The organism is Sulfurivirga sp. (assembly GCF_015490265.1).
Lineage (GTDB): Bacteria > Pseudomonadota > Gammaproteobacteria > Thiomicrospirales > Thiomicrospiraceae > Sulfurivirga.
The window spans coordinates 21,434-37,920 of record NZ_WFYD01000020.1 but is presented as its reverse complement, the minus strand read 5'-3'; the positions used below and the strand labels follow the sequence as shown (position 1 = coordinate 37,920).

The following is a 16,487-nucleotide window of genomic DNA, read 5'->3' as shown; positions in this document are numbered from 1 at the left end:
TTACATGGGTTGCGGTGCTGTCTGCCCGTTGGGTCTTTTCCACCTTGAGGTGGTGGTGGGCGCAGGCGGCCACCTGTGGCTGGTGGGTGACGGCCATCACCTGCCGCTTGCCACCCAGCTGGCGCATGAGCCGACCCACCTGTTCGGCCACGCCGCCGCCGATGCCGGTATCTACCTCGTCGAAGATGAGTGTGGGGGTGCCGGTGACATCGGCCAGCGCCACTTCCAGCGCCAGGCTGAGGCGGGCCAGCTCGCCACCGGAGGCCACCTTGCCCAGCGGCCGGGGCGGCTGGCCGGGGTTGGCGGTGAACAGGAAGGTGATCTGATCGATGCCGTGGCGACCAGGCTCGGTGGGGTCGATCCGCACGCTCAGTTCCGCGTGGGGCATGCCCAGAGGGTGCAGAAGAGGGGTGACGGTCTCCGCAAGATGTGCACCGGCCTGCAGCCGTGCGGCGCTGAGGCGTTCGGCGGCTTCCATGAAGGCGGCCCGGGCCGTCTCCACCTCGGTTCGGAGTGTTTCCAGATGTTCGTCCGCGTGGGCGAGCCGGTGTCGTTCTTCCTGCAGCTCCTGCAGCCGTGCTTCCAGCGCCTCCGGGTCGCACAGGTGCAGACGGGCCAGACGGTGGTATTCGCCCAGACGCGCGTCCACCTCGGCCAGCTGCTGCGGATCCAGCTCCACCTGCCCGGTCAGGTGGTGAATGTCCCGCGCCAGCTCTTCCAGGGTGATGCGCTGTTCTTCCAGCTGCTGGAGCATGGGGGTGAGCGCCGGTTCGATTTCAGCCGCCTGATGGAGAGCGTCCAGCGCCTCACTGATTCGTCGGGTGGCGCCCTCGTCACCCGTGAGGGCGGCTTCTGCCGCAAGGCCGTTCTGCAGCAGGGTTTCGGCATGGGCCAGCCGGTGCTGCTGTCGGCTCAGTTCGTGGTAATCGTCCTCCGTGGGCGCGAGCGCTTCCAGGTCCTTGAGCAGGCGGGCGAGTTCGTCCAGCCGCGCTTCCCGGCCCGCCGTGTCCTGTTCGGCCTGTGCCAGCGCCTGCCTTGCCCGTTGCAGGGCGCGCCAGCGTTCGGCCACCTCCTCGCTCTGTTCCCTGAGGCCGCCGAAGCCATCCAGCAGCGTGCGCTGGTGGGCAGACTGCAGCAGCTGCTGGTGGGCATGCTGGCCATGGATCTCCACCAGCCGTTTGCCCAGTACACGCAGCTGGGCCGCCGGGGCGCGCACGCCGTTGATCCAGGCGCGGCTGCCCCCGTCGGCGCTGACGGTGCGGCGCACAAGTAGCGTTTCGGGAGAGTCCTCATCCAGCAGGGCTTCTTCTTCCAGCCAGCGGCGCACGTCCGGTAGGGTGCTCAGGTCAAAGACGGCCTGAATGTCGGCCCGCTCACTGCCGTGGCGCACCAGTGCGCTGTCGGCGCGGTTGCCCAGCACCAGTCCCAGCGCGTCCAGCAGAATGGACTTGCCCGCGCCGGTCTCGCCGGTCAGCGCGGTGAAGCCGGCGGAGAAGTTCAGTTCCAGCCGTTCGATCAGCGCCAGATTGCGAATGGAGAGCGTGGTCAGCATCGGCTGTGTCCACCCCAGCCCAGTTTGGTACGCAGGATGTCGTAGAAGTTGTAGTTGACCGGGTGGATCATGGTCAGCTTGCGATCGTGGGCGGCCACCTGTGTGACATGGTGGCTCTGGATCTCGAAGGTGATCTGCCCGTCACAGGTGATGCGGGCGGTGCCGGTGCAGGTCTTGTGCGGCACGAGACGGATGACGCTGCGCCCGGGCACAACCACCGGCCGGTTGCTGAGGGTGTGCGGGTTGATGCTCACCATCAGCAGCGCCTCCAGCCGGGGATCCACCAGTGGCCCGCCGGCGGAGAGGGCGTAGGCGGTGGAGCCGGTGGGGGTGGCGATGATCAGCCCGTCGGAGCGGTGGCGGGTGACGAAGTGGTCGTCCAGCCAGGCGTTGAACTCGATCATGCGCGGCGTGTCCGGCTTGTGCAGCACCACGTCATTGACCGCCAGGTGTTCGAACACCACCCGGTCATTCTCGAAGATGCGCGCATGCAGCAGGCTGCGCTGCTCGCGGGTGTAGTTGCCCGCCAGCACGGCGCTGAGGTCCTGTTCCAGCGTTTCGGGGGAGAAGTCCGCCAGAAATCCAAGTCGTCCCAGGTTGATGCCCAGCAGCGGCACGCCGTGATCCACCACGCTGCGGGCAGCGCTGATGAAGCTGCCGTCGCCGCCGACGACGATGGCCAGGTCGATCTGGCGCACCATCTGTTCGCGCGGCAGCGGGGTCAGCGCCAGCTGATCGGCAGTTTCCGGCTCGCAGCAGGTGCTGTCGATGAAGCTGGTGCAGCCCTGTTCGCCGAGAAAACGGGCCACCTTGGACAGGGTGGCGTGCGCCTCCGGCGCGCCCGGTTTGGTGAACAGTCCGATGCGTTGGAAGGCTTCTGCCATCGTCTTGACCCTGTCTGACCCTGTCCCCATAATTAGCACTCGCCACTGGAGAGTGCTAACCGGTGGTTTTGTTCTGTGAACGGCGTTGGACTGATCAGCGTATGAGGTGCGGACATGCTGGGAGAACGCGATCAGCTTCTGCTCAGAAAACTGATTGAATTATACCTGAAGGAGGGGCGTCCGGTCGGGTCGCGCACCCTGTCCAAACTGCCGGAGATCAACGTCAGCGCAGCCACCATCCGCAATGTGATGGCGGATCTGGAAGAGCGGGGTCTGATCGCCTCGCCGCACACGTCTGCGGGACGCGTGCCCACCGCAAGGGGGCTGCGTTTCTATGTGGACCGTTTTCTCACCATCACCCCGCTGGAGCGCGCCCAGGTGGAGCGCCTGTCCGAGGCGCTGTCGGAGGCGGGCGAGGCGGACGCCGCCATCGATCAGGCCTCGCGGCTGCTCTCCGAACTCAGCGGCATGGTCAGCATCGTGCGCCTGCCGGACCGTGCCGAGGAACGGGTCAGCCGCGTGGCGCTGGTGCCGCTGAGCGAGCGGCGCGTGCTGGTGGTGCTGGTGTTCAACAATCAGGAGGCGGAAAACCGCTTCATCGAACTGGCCCGCCCCCTTTCCGCCGAGCAGCTGGAAAAGCTGAGCCGCTTTTTCAATGAGGAGCTGGAGGGGTTGACCCTGCGGGAAGCCCGTGCCCGGCTGGTGACCCGCATGCAGCAGCTGCATGCTGACCTCAACGAGGGCATGCGCCGTTTCATCGAGGCGGCGGAAGGGGCGCTGGCGCGCCATGAACAGGAGGGGGAGACCCTGCGGGTGACCGGCAAGACCCGGCTGCTGCAGTATGAGGAGCTGGCGGATGTGGAGCGGTTGCGGGAGCTGTTCGCCACCTTCGAGCAGCAGCGGGATCTGCTGCATGTGCTCGACCGCAGTCTGGAGGCCGATGGCGTGCAGGTGTTCATCGGCCGCGAGAGCGGTGTGGAGCTGGATGACGACTGCGCGCTGGTGGCGCGTCCCTGGAGCATGGATGACACGCTGGTGGGCGCGCTGGGGGTGATCGGCCCCGCGCGCATGCCCTATGACCGGGTCATTCCGCTGGTGGACATGACCGGACGAATTCTCGAGTCCGTCTTGAAAAAGCACACGCCGGCCCCATTGAACGAGTAGTCCGAATTCATCAGTCGAGAGGAACACCATGAGCGAAGAACAACGCAACACTCAACAACAGGCGCAGGACACGGCGCAGGAGAACACCGCGCCGGAGCAGGATCCGGCGATGGAGGATCTCGAACAGGCCGAGCAGCAGGTGGAGGAAGACCTGCAGAAGGCCTTGGAAGAGGCACGCCAGCAGGCGGCTGATCACTGGGACGCCCTGCTGCGCGTCAAGGCGGACATGGAGAACCTGCGCCGGCGCACGCGCATTGACGTGGAAAACGCCCACAAGTTCGCGCTGGAGAAGTTCGTCAACGAGCTGCTGCCGGTGCTCGACAGCATGGAGATGGGCATTCAGGCGGCTGAAAAGGAGGGCGCCACCGTCGAGACGCTGAAGGAAGGCATGGAGATGACCTTCAAGATGATGCTGGATGTGCTCTCCCGCTTCGGTGTCGAGCGCATCGACCCCGTGGGCGAGAGTTTCGACCCGCAGAAGCATGAGGCCATGACCATGGTGCCCTCCGCCGAGCACGAACCCAATACGGTGATGGACGTGATCCAGAAGGGCTACAGCCTCAACGAGCGGCTGGTGCGTCCGGCCCGGGTGGTGGTCTCGAAGGAAGCGGAGCAGTAAGCCCTCTTGAAAAAGCGCAATACGGCCACATAAAACGGGCAGCGACAGAATTCACAGGAATGAAGGAGAGAAGAACATGAGCAAGATTATCGGTATTGACCTGGGTACAACCAACTCCTGCGTCGCCGTCATGGAAGGCGGCGAGGTGAAGGTCATCCCCAACTCCGAGGGTGCGCGCACCACCCCGTCCGTGGTGGCCTTCACCAAGGATGGCGAAGTGCTGGTGGGCGAGCCTGCCAAGCGTCAGGCCGTCACCAACCCGGAGAACACCCTGTTCGCCATCAAGCGCCTGATCGGCCGCAAGTGCGACGACGAGATCGTCCAGAAGGACAAGGACATGGTGCCCTACAAGATCGTGTGCGCCGACAATGGCGACGCATGGGTCGAGGCCAATGGCAAGAAGATGGCGCCGCAGGAAATCTCCGCGCTGGTGCTGAAGAAGATGAAGCAGACCGCCGAGGACTATCTCGGCCATGAGGTGAAGGAGGCGGTCATCACCGTGCCGGCCTACTTCAACGACGCCCAGCGTCAGGCCACCAAGGACGCCGGCCGCATCGCCGGACTGGATGTCAAGCGCATCATCAACGAGCCGACGGCGGCGGCGCTGGCCTATGGCGTGGACAAGGACACCAAAGGTGACCGCAAGATCGCGGTGTATGACCTGGGGGGCGGTACCTTCGACATCTCCATCATCGAAGTGGCCGACGTGGATGGTGAAAAGCAGATCGAAGTGCTGGCCACCAACGGTGACACCTTCCTGGGTGGTGAGGACTTCGACAAGCGCCTGATCGACTACATCGTCGAGGAGTTCAAGAAGGATCAGGGCATTGATCTGCGCAACGACCCGCTGGCGCTGCAGCGTCTGAAGGAGGCGGCGGAGAAGGCCAAGATCGAGCTGTCTTCCCGCGAGCAGACCGACATCAATCTGCCGTACATCACGGCGGATGCCAGCGGTCCGAAGCACCTGAACATGCAGATCACCCGGGCCAAGTTCGAGTCGCTGATCGAGGACCTGGTGGAGAAGTCCATCGAGCCGTGCCGCATCGCCATGAAGGATGCCGGCCTGTCCAACAGCGACATCGACGATGTCATCCTGGTGGGTGGTTCTACCCGGGTGCCGCTGGTGCAGCGCAAGGTGGAGGAGTTCTTTGGCAAGGCGCCGCGCAAGGACGTCAACCCGGATGAGGCGGTGGCCATCGGTGCGGCCATCCAGGGTGGCGTGCTCGCCGGCGAGGTGAAGGACGTGCTGCTGCTGGACGTCACGCCGCTGTCTCTGGGTATCGAGACCATGGGTGGTGTGATGACCAAGCTGATCGAGAAGAACACCACCATTCCGACGCGCAAGTCGCAGATCTTCTCCACGGCGGAGGACAACCAGACGGCGGTCACCATCCACGTGCTGCAGGGCGAGCGCGAGCTGGCCAAGGACAACAAGTCCCTCGGCATGTTCAACCTGGAGGACATTCCGCCCGCACCGCGTGGCGTGCCGCAGATTGAGGTGACCTTCGACATTGACGCGAACGGTATTCTCAACGTGTCCGCCAAGGACAAGCAGACCGGCAAGGAGCAGAAGATCACCATCCAGGCTTCTTCCGGCCTGACCGAGGAAGAGATCGAGCGCATGATCAAGGAGGCGGAGGCCCATGCGGAAGAAGACCGCAAGGCCCGCGAGCTGATCGAGGCGCGCAACCAGGCTGACGCCATGGTGCATGAGGCGAAGAAGCTGCTCAAGGAGGCCGCCGAGAAGATCAGCGCTGCCGCGAAGGAGCTGGTGGAAAAGGCCATCAGCGCCGTGGAAGAAGTGGTCAAGGGCGACGACAAGGCGGCCATCGAAGGCAAGACCAAGGAGCTGGCTGACGCCATGCAGAAGGCGGCCACCGAACAGGCTCAGGCCGGTGGTGGTGCCGAGGGTGCGGCGTCCGGTGCAGCAGGCGCCGGCGCAGCCGGCAGCGCGGCAGCCGACGATGACGTGGTCGATGCCGAGTTTGAGGAAGTGGATGACGACAAGAAGTAATTCACGACGGTAAGCTATAATCGGGTGCTTCCCTGCGGGGAGCGCCCGATTTTTTTATGGGCTGCCGCAAGGCAGGAGCTTCAACGGAACACGGACCGACTATGGCGACCAAGCGCTGTTACTACGAAGTGCTGCAGATTTCCCGCAACGCCAGCGAGGCGGAGATCAAGAAGGCCTACCGCAAGCTGGCGATGCGCTACCATCCGGACCGCAATCCGGGCGACAAGGAGGCCGAGGAGCGCTTCAAGGAGATTACCGAGGCCTATGAGGTGCTGTCCGACCCGCAGAAGCGGGCGGCCTATGACCAGTTCGGCCACGCCGGCGTGGATCCCAATGCCGCCGGCAGCGGCGGAGGCGGTTTCGGCGGCGGCTTCAGCGACATCTTCGACGACCTGTTCGGCGACATCTTCGGGGGCGGGCGCCGCAGCGGCCCGCGGCCTGGGCGTGACCTGCAGTATGACCTGGAGATTACGCTGGAGCAGGCCGTCTTCGGCAGCACGGTGGAGATCCGCATTCCCCGCCACGAGCCGTGCAGTGAGTGTGGTGGCAGCGGCGCGGCACGACCGGATGCGGTGCGTACCTGCGCCACCTGTGGCGGCAGCGGCAAGGTGCAGATTCAGCAGGGCTTTTTCGTGGTCAGCCAGACCTGCCCAAGCTGTCACGGCGCGGGCCGGACCATAACCGATCCCTGCCGCGCCTGCCACGGGCAGGGCGTGGTGGAGAAGCTCAAGACCCTCTCGGTCAAGATCCCCGCGGGCGTGGACAGTGGCGACCGGGTGCGGCTGGCGGGCGAGGGAGAGCCGGGCGAACCCGGCGCCCCGGCGGGCGACCTGTACGTGCGCATCTTCGTCAAGCCGCATCCCATCTTCCGCCGCGAGGGCAACAATCTGCTGTGCGAGCTGCCCATCAGCTTCCCCACCGCGGCCCTTGGCGGCAAGGTGGAGGTGCCCACGCTGGACGGCACCACCACATTGCTGACCATTCCCGCCGGCACCCAGAGCGGCCAGACTTTCAAGCTGGCGGGCAAGGGGGTGCGTTCGGTGCGTTCCAGCCGTGTGGGCGACCTGCTGTGCACGGTGCGTATTGAAACCCCCGTCAAGCTGACGGCGGAACAGCGCGAGCTGCTGGAGAAGTTCGAAGCGACGCTGGAAGGGCGCCACCAGACCCACAGCCCGGAGACCCACTCCTTCTGGGATCGGGTCAAGCAGTTCTTCAGCAGCCGTGAGGACAAGGGCGACAAGCGGGATGAAACTTCACCCTGGGAGTAAATGATGAGTGACATGCGCGTAGCGGTGGCCGGCGCAGCCGGCCGCATGGGGCGGAATCTGATCCGGGCCGTGCAGGAGACCGATGGTCTGAGGCTGACGGCGGCCACCGACCGGCCGGGCGGCAGCTTCATCGGGCTGGACGCCGGCGAGGTGGCCGGCATCGGGCCGGTGGGGGTGACCATCGCGGATGACCTGGCCAGTGTGGTCAACGACTTTGATGTGGTCATCGACTTCACCCGGCCAGAGGCGACGCTCAACCATCTGGACATCTGCCGCCGCCATGGCCGAAAACTGGTCATCGGCACCACGGGCTTTGACGAGGCGGGGCTTGAGGCCATCCGCGCCGCAGCGCAGGAGACGGCCATCGTCTTCGCGCCCAACATGAGTGTGGGGGTGAATCTGGTGCTTAAACTGCTGCAGTTGGCCGCTTCCGTGCTGGATCCGGAGCAGTACGACATTGAGGTGATCGAGGCGCATCACCGCCACAAGGTGGACGCCCCATCCGGCACGGCGCTGCGCATGGGCGAGGTGGTGGCCGAAACCCTCGGCTGGGACCTGAGGGAGGTGGCCGTCTATGGCCGCGAGGGTATCACCGGCGAGCGTCCTCACCGACAGATCGGCTTCGAGACCATCCGGGCCGGTGACATCGTGGGCGAGCACACGGTCATGTTCGCCACCGAGGGCGAACGGGTGGAGATCACGCACAAGGCCTCCAGTCGCATGACCTTCGCCAAGGGCGCGGCGCGCGCCTGCCTGTGGCTGCGGGACCGCACCACGGGCCTGTATGACATGCAGGACGTTCTCGGGTTCAAGTCATAGACAGCCATTGGCGCATACTGTAAAATTCGCCCAATTTCATTCTTAATCCGGATTTGGGCGCATGAACCATTGCGACGCACACTGAACGGAGCCAGTTCTTCACGAGCTGCGCTCCGTTTTTTGTGCCCGAATCCCTACCACGACAGGGGTCTGAAGCATCACTATGACACGGCGAAAAGCGCTGCTGGCGTTGGAAGACGGCACCGTATTCTGGGGTACGGCCATCGGGGCCGATGGGGAGACGGTCGGAGAGGTGGTGTTCAACACCGCCATGACCGGCTATCAGGAAATCCTGACCGACCCGTCCTATTTCCGTCAGATCGTCACGCTGACCTATCCTCACATCGGCAATGTGGGCGTCAACTCCGAGGATGAGGAGTCCGCGCGCATCATGGCCGCAGGGCTGGTGATCAAGGACCTGCCGCCGCGCATGAGCAACTTCAGGGCGCAGAAGCCGCTTGAGGCGTATCTGGCCGAGCAGGGTGTGGTGGCGATTGCCGGGATCGATACCCGCAAGCTGACCCGGCTGCTGCGGGAAAAGGGCGCTCAGAACGGCGTCATTCAGTCGGGTGAGACGCTGGATGCCGAAGCTGCGGTGGAGAAAGCGCGCGCCTTTGCCGGCCTCAAGGGCATGGATCTGGCCCGGGAGGTGACCGTGGAGGCACCCTATGAGTGGACGGAAGGAGAGTGGCGTCTCAATCAAGGGTATGTGGATCGCAAGGACGCCGCCCGCTTCAATGTGGTGGCCTATGATTTCGGCGTCAAGCGCAACATTCTGCGCATGCTGGCGGAGCGGGGCTGCCGTCTGACGGTGGTGCCGGCCGAGACTCCGGCGGAGGAGGTGCTGGCCATGAATCCGGACGGTGTGTTCCTCTCCAACGGCCCCGGCGATCCGGAACCGTGCGACTACGCCATCCGCGCCATCCGCATCTTCCTGGAAAAGGGGATTCCCATGTTCGGCATCTGTCTGGGGCATCAGCTGCTGTCTCTGGCGGCCGGTGCCCGCACGGAGAAGATGAAGTTCGGCCATCATGGCGCCAACCATCCGGTACAGGATCTGGAAAGCGGCCGGGTCTATATCACCTCGCAGAACCATGGCTTCGCCGTGGATGAGGCCTCGTTGCCGGACAATGTGGCGGTGACCCACAAGTCGCTGTTCGACGGCAGCCTGCAGGGCATCCGCCTCAAGGATCGCCCCGCCTTCAGCTTTCAGGGCCATCCGGAAGCCAGCCCCGGCCCCCATGATGTGGCCTATCTGTTCGATCAGTTCATTGCCGATATGGAAGCCTATCGCGCCCAACAGTAAGAGAGCGACATGCCCAAGAGAACCGACATCCAAAGCATTCTGATCATCGGCGCCGGCCCCATCATCATCGGTCAGGCGTGCGAGTTCGACTATTCCGGCGTTCAGGCCTGCAAGGCGCTGAAGGAGGAGGGTTACCGGGTCATTCTGGTCAACTCCAATCCGGCGACCATCATGACCGATCCCGACCTGGCCGATGCCACCTACATTGAGCCCATCGAGTGGCGCACGCTGGAGAAGATCATCGACAAGGAGCGGCCTGATGCCATCCTGCCCACCATGGGCGGACAGACGGCGCTCAACTGCGCGCTGGATCTGGCCCATAACGGTGTGCTGGAAAAATACGGCGTGGAACTGATCGGCGCCAGCGAGGACGCCATCGACAAGGCGGAAAACCGCGACCGCTTCCGCCAGGCGATGGAGAAGATCGGGCTGGATATGCCCAAATCCGCCGTGGCCCATTCCATGGAGGAGGCGTGGGCCATTCTGGAGGAGGTGGGCTTTCCCGCTATCATCCGCCCGTCTTTCACGCTGGGGGGCTCCGGTGGCGGCATCGCCTATAACCGTGACGAGTTCGAGCAGATCTGCAAGCTGGGGCTGGACCTGTCGCCCACCAGCGAGCTGCTGATCGAGGAGTCGATCATCGGCTGGAAAGAGTATGAGATGGAGGTCATCCGCGACCGCAACGACAACGCCATCATCGTCTGCTCCATCGAAAATCTGGACCCCATGGGTGTGCATACCGGCGATTCCATCACCGTGGCGCCGGCACAGACCCTGACCGACAAGGAATACCAGATCATGCGCGACGCCTCCCTGGCGGTGCTGCGGGAGATCGGCGTGGAGACCGGTGGCTCCAATGTGCAGTTCGCCGTCAACCCGAAAAACGGCCGCATGATCATCATCGAGATGAACCCGCGGGTGTCCCGCTCCTCGGCGCTGGCCTCCAAGGCAACCGGTTTCCCCATCGCCAAGGTTGCGGCCAAGCTGGCGGTGGGCTACACGCTGGACGAGCTCAAGAACGACATCACCGGTGGTGCCACGCCGGCCTCCTTCGAGCCGACCATCGACTATGTGGTCACCAAGATTCCGCGCTTCACCTTCGAGAAGTTCCCGCAGGCGGAACCGCGCCTGTCCACCCAGATGAAATCGGTGGGCGAGGTGATGGCCATGGGGCGCACCTTCCAGGAGTCCCTGCAGAAGGCGATCCGTGGGCTGGAAACCGGCAAGACCGGTCTCAACGAGATGCTGGATCCGGACAGTATGGACGAGAAGGAGGTGCGCGACATTCTGCGCAGCGAGCTGCGTCATCCGGGGCCGGAGCGGCTCTGGTACGTGGCCGATGCCTTCCGCGTCGGCTGGACGCTGGAGCAGGTGCATGAGGCGTGTGACATTGATCCCTGGTTCCTGGCCCAGATTCAGGAGCTGGTGGAGATGGAGGCGGAACTGCGCCGGATCGGTTTCGAGTGGCTGGATGCGCATATTCTGCGCCGCTACAAGCAGAAAGGCTTTTCCGACGCCCGCCTGGCCGAGCTGCTGGGTGTGACCGAGAAGGCGGTGCGCAAGCTGCGTCACATGCTGGAGATCCGCCCCGTTTTCAAACGGGTGGATACCTGTGCGGCGGAATTCGCGACCAAGACCGCCTATATGTATTCCTCCTACGACGAGGAGTGCGAGGCGGAACCGAGCGACCGCAGGAAGATCATGGTGCTCGGCGGCGGGCCCAACCGCATCGGTCAGGGCATCGAGTTCGACTACTGCTGCGTGCACGCCGCCTTCGCCCTGGGTGAGGACGGCTATGAGACCATCATGGTCAACTGCAACCCGGAGACGGTCTCCACCGACTATGACACTTCCGACCGGCTCTACTTCGAGCCGCTGACGCTGGAAGACGTGCTGGAAATCGTCGAAGTGGAGAAGCCCGACGGCGTGGTGGTGCAGTATGGCGGCCAGACACCGCTGAAACTGGCGCGGGATCTGGAAGCGGCCGGCGTGCCCATCATTGGCACCACGCCGGAATCCATCGATCTGGCGGAAGACCGCGAGCGTTTCCAGCAGCTGCTGCATGAGCTGGGGCTGAAGCAGCCGCCCAACCGCACCGCCCGCAGCGAGGAGGAGGCCATCGCGCTGGCCAAGGAGATCGGCTACCCGCTGGTGGTACGTCCCTCCTACGTGCTGGGCGGACGCGCCATGGAGATCGTCTATACCGAGAAGGACCTGCAGCGCTACATGCGCGAGGCGGTCAAGGTGTCCAACGACTCGCCCGTGCTGCTGGACCGTTTCCTGGATGATGCCATCGAGGTGGATGTGGATGCGGTCTCCGATGGTGAGCAGGTGGTCATTGGCGGCATCATGGAGCATATCGAGCAGGCGGGTATCCACTCCGGCGACTCGGCCTGTTCCCTGCCGCCCTACAGCATCAGCCAGACCCTGCAGGACGAGATTCGCGATCAGGTGGTCAGGATGGCCCGGGCCCTCAATGTGGTGGGGCTGATGAACACCCAGTTTGCCATCAAGGACAACGAGATCTTCGTGCTGGAGGTCAACCCGCGTGCGTCACGCACCGTACCGTTCGTCTCCAAGGCCATCGGTCGGCCACTGGCCAAGATCGCCGCCCGCTGCATGGTGGGCAGGAAACTGGCGGAGCAGGGCTTCCAGTCCGAGATCGTACCGAAACACTTCTCCGTCAAGGAGGCGGTGTTCCCCTTCGTCAAGTTCCTTGGGGTGGACCCCATCCTCGGGCCGGAGATGAAGTCCACCGGCGAGGTGATGGGCATTGGTGAGACCTTCCCGCAGGCCTACGCCAAGGCGGAGCTGGCCGCGGGCACGGTGCTGCCCCGCTCCGGCACCGCCTTCCTGAGCGTGCGCAAGGCGGACCGCCAGAAAGTGGTGGAGCTGGCCCGTCAGCTGCAGGCTCGGGGTTTCCGGCTGGTGGCCACCCGCGGCACGGCGGCCACGCTCAAAGAGCATGGCATCGAGGTGGAAGTGGTCAACAAGGTGACCGAAGGGCGACCCAACATTGTCGATCTGATCAAGAACGGCGAGATCGACCTGATCGTCAATACCTCCGATGGTTCGGTCTCCATCAAGGACTCTGCCGACATCCGTCGCGAGGCCCTGATGCACAAGGTGTGCTACACCACCACCATCGCCGGTGCGTTCGCCATGGTGGCCGCCATGGACTATCTGGATCCGCAGCCGGTCTATCGGCTGCAGGATTTGCAGTAAAATAACCGGCGACAGAAAAGTAACCGCTGCGCCCCGCTCTGCGGGGCGCGGTGTTTTTGTATTGGGAGGAACCCGAAGATGAACCAGAAACACCCGCTGACCAAGGAGGGTGCCGACAAGCTCAAGGCAGAGCTCAAGCGGCTCAAGCAGGAAGAGCGCCCGCGCATCGCGCAGGCCATCGCCGAAGCGCGTGAGCATGGTGACCTCAAGGAGAATGCCGAATACCATGCCGCCCGTGAGCAGCAGGGGCTGATCGAGGCGCGCATTCGCCAGATCGAGGGCATTCTGGCCAACGCGCAGATCATCGATGTGACCAAGCTCAATCCGGAAGGCCGGGTGGTCTTCGGATCCACCGTGCATCTTCTCAATCTCGACACTGACGAGGAGGTGGTCTACAAGATCGTCGGTGATGAAGAGGCTGATCTGGCCCACGGCAAGATTTCCGTCAGTTCTCCCATCGCCCGTGCGCTGATCGGCAAGGAGGAAGGAGACGAGGTGACGGTCGAGGCGCCCGGTGGCAACATCGACTACGAAATCGTCAAGGTGGAATACATCTGATGGCGCGGACGCGGCTGGCGGCTGTGCTGGTCGCGCTTTCGCTCGGCGCTCAGCTGGCGGTGGCCTATGGCGTGGCGCCGCTGCTGTTCGCCCGTCTGGACGGCGTGACAGCCGGTGAGCTGGCCGGTGACCTGCTCCACTGGATTGAGTGGGCCACCTGCCTGCTGCTGATGATGGCCGCCTTTCTTGAGCCGGGTGTGCGGCGCGGGTTCGCACTGGCGGTCTTCCTCCTTCAGCTTGTGCTGCTGATGTATGTGGAACCGCAGATGCATGCGCTCAAGCTGGCGCCTGACTGGCCGGACGGGCCGTCCCGACAGGCTTTCATGAGCTGGCACGGCATGGCGCAGGCGCTCTATCTTGCCGGCGTGCTGTTGCAGGGCGTTTGGTTGATCAGCTGGTTGCGCGGGATGTCAGAACCGGATAAACGGACTTTATAAGCAGTTAATGATTTTTGAATATCCATCTGCTTGCATTCGTTGATTAAAAGACGCACAATTACCGAGACACGGTTCAGGCGACTTTAACCCAGCAAGATTTGGAGAGATGCATGAAAAAGCTGACCCTTAAAGCTCTGTTTGCGGCGGCCTTCGCACTGGCGGCTGTAAACGCACAGGCGGGCGACTCTCAGTATGACAAGTGCATTACTGAAGGTGAGAAGCTGATCGAAGCGGCCAAGAAGGAAGGTCGCAAGGCTGCTGACAATGTTGACGAGCAGCTGCTGGCCAGCTGCAAGGCCGAGCTGACCAAGATGGAAGTGGCGGCCATGAAGCGTGCTGGCGTTGATCCGGCCAAGAACACCCACAATCCCTACAAGTTCATGACCGGTGAGGAGCGCGTCAAGTGGTCCAAGCTGTGGGAAGCAGTTGACGCCATGCAGGGCCGTGGCGTGCGTTTCCTGCAGAATGCCTGGTACGGTGGTGATCCGGGCGCGCGTCTGGATGCCATGGAAAAGCAGGGCAAGATTCCTGCCGAGTGGCGTTAAGACCTGATTTGCAGGTTGTCTGAAAAGCCGGGCGGTTGCCCGGCTTTTTCGTTTGGGGAGAGCGTCTGTGGATTCGCTGTTTGAACGCACCTTTGCCTGTCTGATGGCGTCCGATCTGGATGAGAAGGTGACGCTGCTGTCCCGGCTGCAGGAGGACTGGAGCAGCGACCGGCTTTCGCTGACGCCGACCGATACCATCGTGCGCGTGCCGGATCCGGGGCGACCTGCGAAACCGGAGCTGGTGCCGCCGCGGCAGCTGCCCAAACGGCGTCTTGGCAGTCGGGAGGGGCACGCGGCGCTGATGCACGCCATTGCCCATATCGAGTTCAATGCGGTCAATCTGGCGCTGGATGCCGTCTACCGCTTTCAGGACATGCCGCGGGACTACTATTTCGAGTGGCTGGGTGTAGCCTGTGAGGAGGCCTATCATTTTCAGATCGTGCGTGAGCATCTCAATCAGCTGGGGTATGAATATGGTGATTTCCCGGCTCACAACGGCCTGTGGCTGACCACCTACGAAACCGATCATGACCCGCTGGTGCGCATGGCCATGGTGCCGCGCACGCTGGAGGCGCGTGGACTGGACGTGACACCCGGAATGATGAAGAAGCTGCGCGCCATCGGTGACCGTCGCGGCGTGGAGATTCTCAAGATCCTGCTGCGGGACGAGGTGGGGCATGTGGCGGTGGGCACCCGCTGGTTCCGCTGGCTGTGCGCACAGCGCGGGATCAATCCGTTCACCACCTTTCAGGCGATCGTGGATGAGTATTTCCACGGCAACCTGTCCGGGCCGTTCAACTATGAGGCGCGGCGGGAGGCCGGCTTTTCCGAGGAGGAGATCGAGTGGCTCAAGTCGATCGAAGCGGGCATGTTCCGGGCAGAGTAAACATTGGCATTGATCTGGGCGGTACCAAGACGGAGCTGATCGCGCTGCGTGACGGCCGGGAGCTGCTGCGCTTCCGTACCCCGACACCGCAGGGGGATTATGCGGCCACGGTGGACAATATCGTTTCCATGGTGCATCAGGCAGAACAGTCGCTGGACACGCGGGCCACGGTCGGGGTGGGCATTCCGGGTGCGCTGTCACGCAGCACGGGTCGGGTCAAGAACGCCAATTCCACCTGGCTGATCGGCGAGGATCTCAAGAGGGATCTGGAGCGGGCGCTTGGCCGGACGGTTGCCATCGAGAATGATGCCAACTGCTTTGCTCTGAGCGAGGCCACCGACGGGGCCGGTGCGGGTGCGGAAAGCGTCTTCGGCGTCATTATCGGCACGGGCTGTGGCGGCGGGTTGATCTTTCGGGGACAGGTGATCACCGGCATCAATGCCATTGCCGGAGAATGGGGTCACAACCCTCTGCCGTGGGCGGAGGCGGATGATGAGGCCATGCCGTGCTACTGTGGCCTGCACGGTTGCATTGAGACCTTTCTTTCCGGGCCGGGGATGACGCGCCATTTTTCCGCCGTCTCCGGACGGATGCTCACGGCGCGGAAGATTGCCGCTCTGGCGGAAGCGGGTGACGAGCAGGCCGTTGCCCACCTTGAGCGCTACTGTGTCTGGTTGGCCAAGGGGCTGGCCAGTGTCATCAACCTCTTTGATCCGGAGGTGATCGTGCTGGGCGGCGGCCTGTCCAACATTTCTCTGCTCTATGAGCGGGTGCCGCAGCTGTGGGAGCACTGGGTGTTCAGCGACAGGGTGGATACACGTCTTGTGCCGCCCATATATGGCGACAGCAGCGGCGTGCGTGGCGCGGCCTGGCTGGGCGCTCAGCAGGAGGTGACAGGATGAATCTGGAAGAACTGATCCAACAGGAAGAAGCGCTGTTCGTACTGTTCGGCGGCGCGCATTGCAACGTGTGTCATGCCATTCGTCCCAGGCTGGAGGCGATGGTGGCCGAGCGTTTTCCGCGCATGCGCTTTGTGTATGTGGACTGCGAAGCGGTCACGGATGTCTGCGCGCAGCATGGGGTGTTCAGCCTGCCGGTGGCACGCGCCTGGTTTGCCGGTCAGAAGGCGGGGGAGTGGGTGCGTGCCTTCAGTCTGGCCGAAGTGGGGCAGGCGCTGGCACGCCCCTATGCGCTGATGTTTGGTAATTGA

At 63.6% G+C, this 16,487-nt stretch carries 15 protein-coding genes; 13 read left to right on the top strand and 2 right to left on the bottom strand.

Annotation, left to right across the window (positions count from 1 at the left end):
- Positions 1-1,552, bottom strand: a 1,552-nt coding sequence (gene recN, locus F8K16_RS01595; RefSeq protein WP_294945994.1) for a DNA repair protein RecN, incomplete at its 3' end; no start/stop codon positions are given.
- Positions 1,546-2,436 carry an NAD(+) kinase gene (locus tag F8K16_RS01590; protein ID WP_294945992.1) on the bottom strand — a complete coding sequence of 297 codons (891 nt, stop codon included), beginning with the start codon at positions 2,434-2,436 and terminating at the stop codon, positions 1,546-1,548. The genes recN and F8K16_RS01590, both read right to left, overlap by 7 nt.
- A 114-nt stretch (positions 2,437-2,550) precedes the next feature.
- On the opposite strand from F8K16_RS01590, the gene hrcA reads away from it, so the two are divergent.
- From hrcA to F8K16_RS01525, 13 genes are all read left to right on the top strand, one after another.
- Positions 2,551-3,600: a heat-inducible transcriptional repressor HrcA gene (gene hrcA / locus F8K16_RS01585; RefSeq protein WP_294945988.1), complete on the top strand. Its 1,050-nt coding sequence runs from the start codon at positions 2,551-2,553 to the stop codon at positions 3,598-3,600.
- Positions 3,601-3,628: 28 nt separating this feature from the next.
- Positions 3,629-4,219, top strand: coding sequence for a nucleotide exchange factor GrpE (gene grpE / locus F8K16_RS01580; protein ID WP_294945985.1), 591 nt, complete (start codon positions 3,629-3,631; stop codon positions 4,217-4,219).
- A 76-nt stretch (positions 4,220-4,295) separates the two neighbouring features.
- Entirely contained in the window at positions 4,296-6,233 is a 1,938-nt protein-coding gene (dnaK, locus tag F8K16_RS01575; RefSeq protein ID WP_294945983.1) for a molecular chaperone DnaK, read from the top strand.
- A 101-nt stretch (positions 6,234-6,334) separates the two neighbouring features.
- Positions 6,335-7,501: a molecular chaperone DnaJ gene (gene dnaJ / locus F8K16_RS01570; RefSeq protein ID WP_294945980.1), complete on the top strand. Its 1,167-nt coding sequence runs from the start codon at positions 6,335-6,337 to the stop codon at positions 7,499-7,501.
- A 12-nt stretch (positions 7,502-7,513) separates the two neighbouring features.
- Positions 7,514-8,320, top strand: coding sequence for a 4-hydroxy-tetrahydrodipicolinate reductase (gene dapB / locus F8K16_RS01565; protein ID WP_294945998.1), 807 nt, complete (start codon positions 7,514-7,516; stop codon positions 8,318-8,320).
- Between the two features lie 163 nt (positions 8,321-8,483).
- Positions 8,484-9,626 carry a glutamine-hydrolyzing carbamoyl-phosphate synthase small subunit gene (gene carA / locus F8K16_RS01560; protein WP_294945977.1) on the top strand — a complete coding sequence of 381 codons (1,143 nt, stop codon included), beginning with the start codon at positions 8,484-8,486 and terminating at the stop codon, positions 9,624-9,626.
- Between the two features lie 9 nt (positions 9,627-9,635).
- On the top strand, positions 9,636-12,851 hold the full coding sequence (gene carB, locus F8K16_RS01555) for a carbamoyl-phosphate synthase large subunit (protein ID WP_294945974.1): 3,216 nt from the start codon (positions 9,636-9,638) through the stop codon (positions 12,849-12,851).
- 78 nt (positions 12,852-12,929) lie between these two features.
- Positions 12,930-13,409, top strand: coding sequence for a transcription elongation factor GreA (gene greA, locus F8K16_RS01550; protein ID WP_294945972.1), 480 nt, complete (start codon positions 12,930-12,932; stop codon positions 13,407-13,409).
- The gene (locus F8K16_RS01545; protein WP_294945970.1) at positions 13,409-13,846 is read left to right on the top strand and encodes a DUF4149 domain-containing protein; all 438 of its coding nucleotides are present in this window, start codon (positions 13,409-13,411) and stop codon (positions 13,844-13,846) included. Before greA ends, F8K16_RS01545 begins: the two co-directional genes overlap by 1 nt.
- A gap of 110 nt (positions 13,847-13,956) precedes the next feature.
- Positions 13,957-14,391, top strand: coding sequence for a hypothetical protein (locus tag F8K16_RS01540; RefSeq protein ID WP_294945968.1), 435 nt, complete (start codon positions 13,957-13,959; stop codon positions 14,389-14,391).
- Positions 14,392-14,494: 103 nt separating this feature from the next.
- Positions 14,495-15,277 (top strand): ferritin-like domain-containing protein, encoded by a 783-nt coding sequence (locus tag F8K16_RS01535; RefSeq protein WP_294945996.1) that lies wholly within the window; start codon positions 14,495-14,497, stop codon positions 15,275-15,277.
- Positions 15,235-16,179, top strand: coding sequence for an ROK family protein (locus tag F8K16_RS01530; protein ID WP_294945966.1), 945 nt, complete (start codon positions 15,235-15,237; stop codon positions 16,177-16,179). The genes F8K16_RS01535 and F8K16_RS01530 overlap by 43 nt, the downstream gene beginning before the upstream one ends.
- Complete coding sequence (locus F8K16_RS01525) at positions 16,176-16,487, top strand: co-chaperone YbbN (protein WP_294945964.1); 312 nt, start codon at positions 16,176-16,178, stop codon at positions 16,485-16,487. Before F8K16_RS01530 ends, F8K16_RS01525 begins: the two co-directional genes overlap by 4 nt.

What these genes read in the sequence shown, in the direction of transcription:
- F8K16_RS01525 (WP_294945964.1), top strand. Translation starts at nt 16,176, where the DNA reads ATGAATCTGGAAGAACTGATCCAACAGGAAGAAGCGCTGTTCGTACTG.
- F8K16_RS01545 (WP_294945970.1), top strand. Translation starts at nt 13,409, where the DNA reads ATGGCGCGGACGCGGCTGGCGGCTGTGCTGGTCGCGCTTTCGCTCGGC.
- F8K16_RS01540 (WP_294945968.1), top strand. Translation starts at nt 13,957, where the DNA reads ATGAAAAAGCTGACCCTTAAAGCTCTGTTTGCGGCGGCCTTCGCACTG.
- dapB (WP_294945998.1), top strand. Translation starts at nt 7,514, where the DNA reads ATGCGCGTAGCGGTGGCCGGCGCAGCCGGCCGCATGGGGCGGAATCTG.
- greA (WP_294945972.1), top strand. Translation starts at nt 12,930, where the DNA reads ATGAACCAGAAACACCCGCTGACCAAGGAGGGTGCCGACAAGCTCAAG.
- carA (WP_294945977.1), top strand. Translation starts at nt 8,484, where the DNA reads ATGACACGGCGAAAAGCGCTGCTGGCGTTGGAAGACGGCACCGTATTC.
- dnaK (WP_294945983.1), top strand. Translation starts at nt 4,296, where the DNA reads ATGAGCAAGATTATCGGTATTGACCTGGGTACAACCAACTCCTGCGTC.
- dnaJ (WP_294945980.1), top strand. Translation starts at nt 6,335, where the DNA reads ATGGCGACCAAGCGCTGTTACTACGAAGTGCTGCAGATTTCCCGCAAC.
- F8K16_RS01535 (WP_294945996.1), top strand. Translation starts at nt 14,495, where the DNA reads ATGGCGTCCGATCTGGATGAGAAGGTGACGCTGCTGTCCCGGCTGCAG.
- hrcA (WP_294945988.1), top strand. Translation starts at nt 2,551, where the DNA reads ATGCTGGGAGAACGCGATCAGCTTCTGCTCAGAAAACTGATTGAATTA.
- grpE (WP_294945985.1), top strand. Translation starts at nt 3,629, where the DNA reads ATGAGCGAAGAACAACGCAACACTCAACAACAGGCGCAGGACACGGCG.
- F8K16_RS01590 (WP_294945992.1), bottom strand. Translation starts at nt 2,436, where the DNA reads ATGGCAGAAGCCTTCCAACGCATCGGACTGTTCACCAAACCGGGCGCG.
- carB (WP_294945974.1), top strand. Translation starts at nt 9,636, where the DNA reads ATGCCCAAGAGAACCGACATCCAAAGCATTCTGATCATCGGCGCCGGC.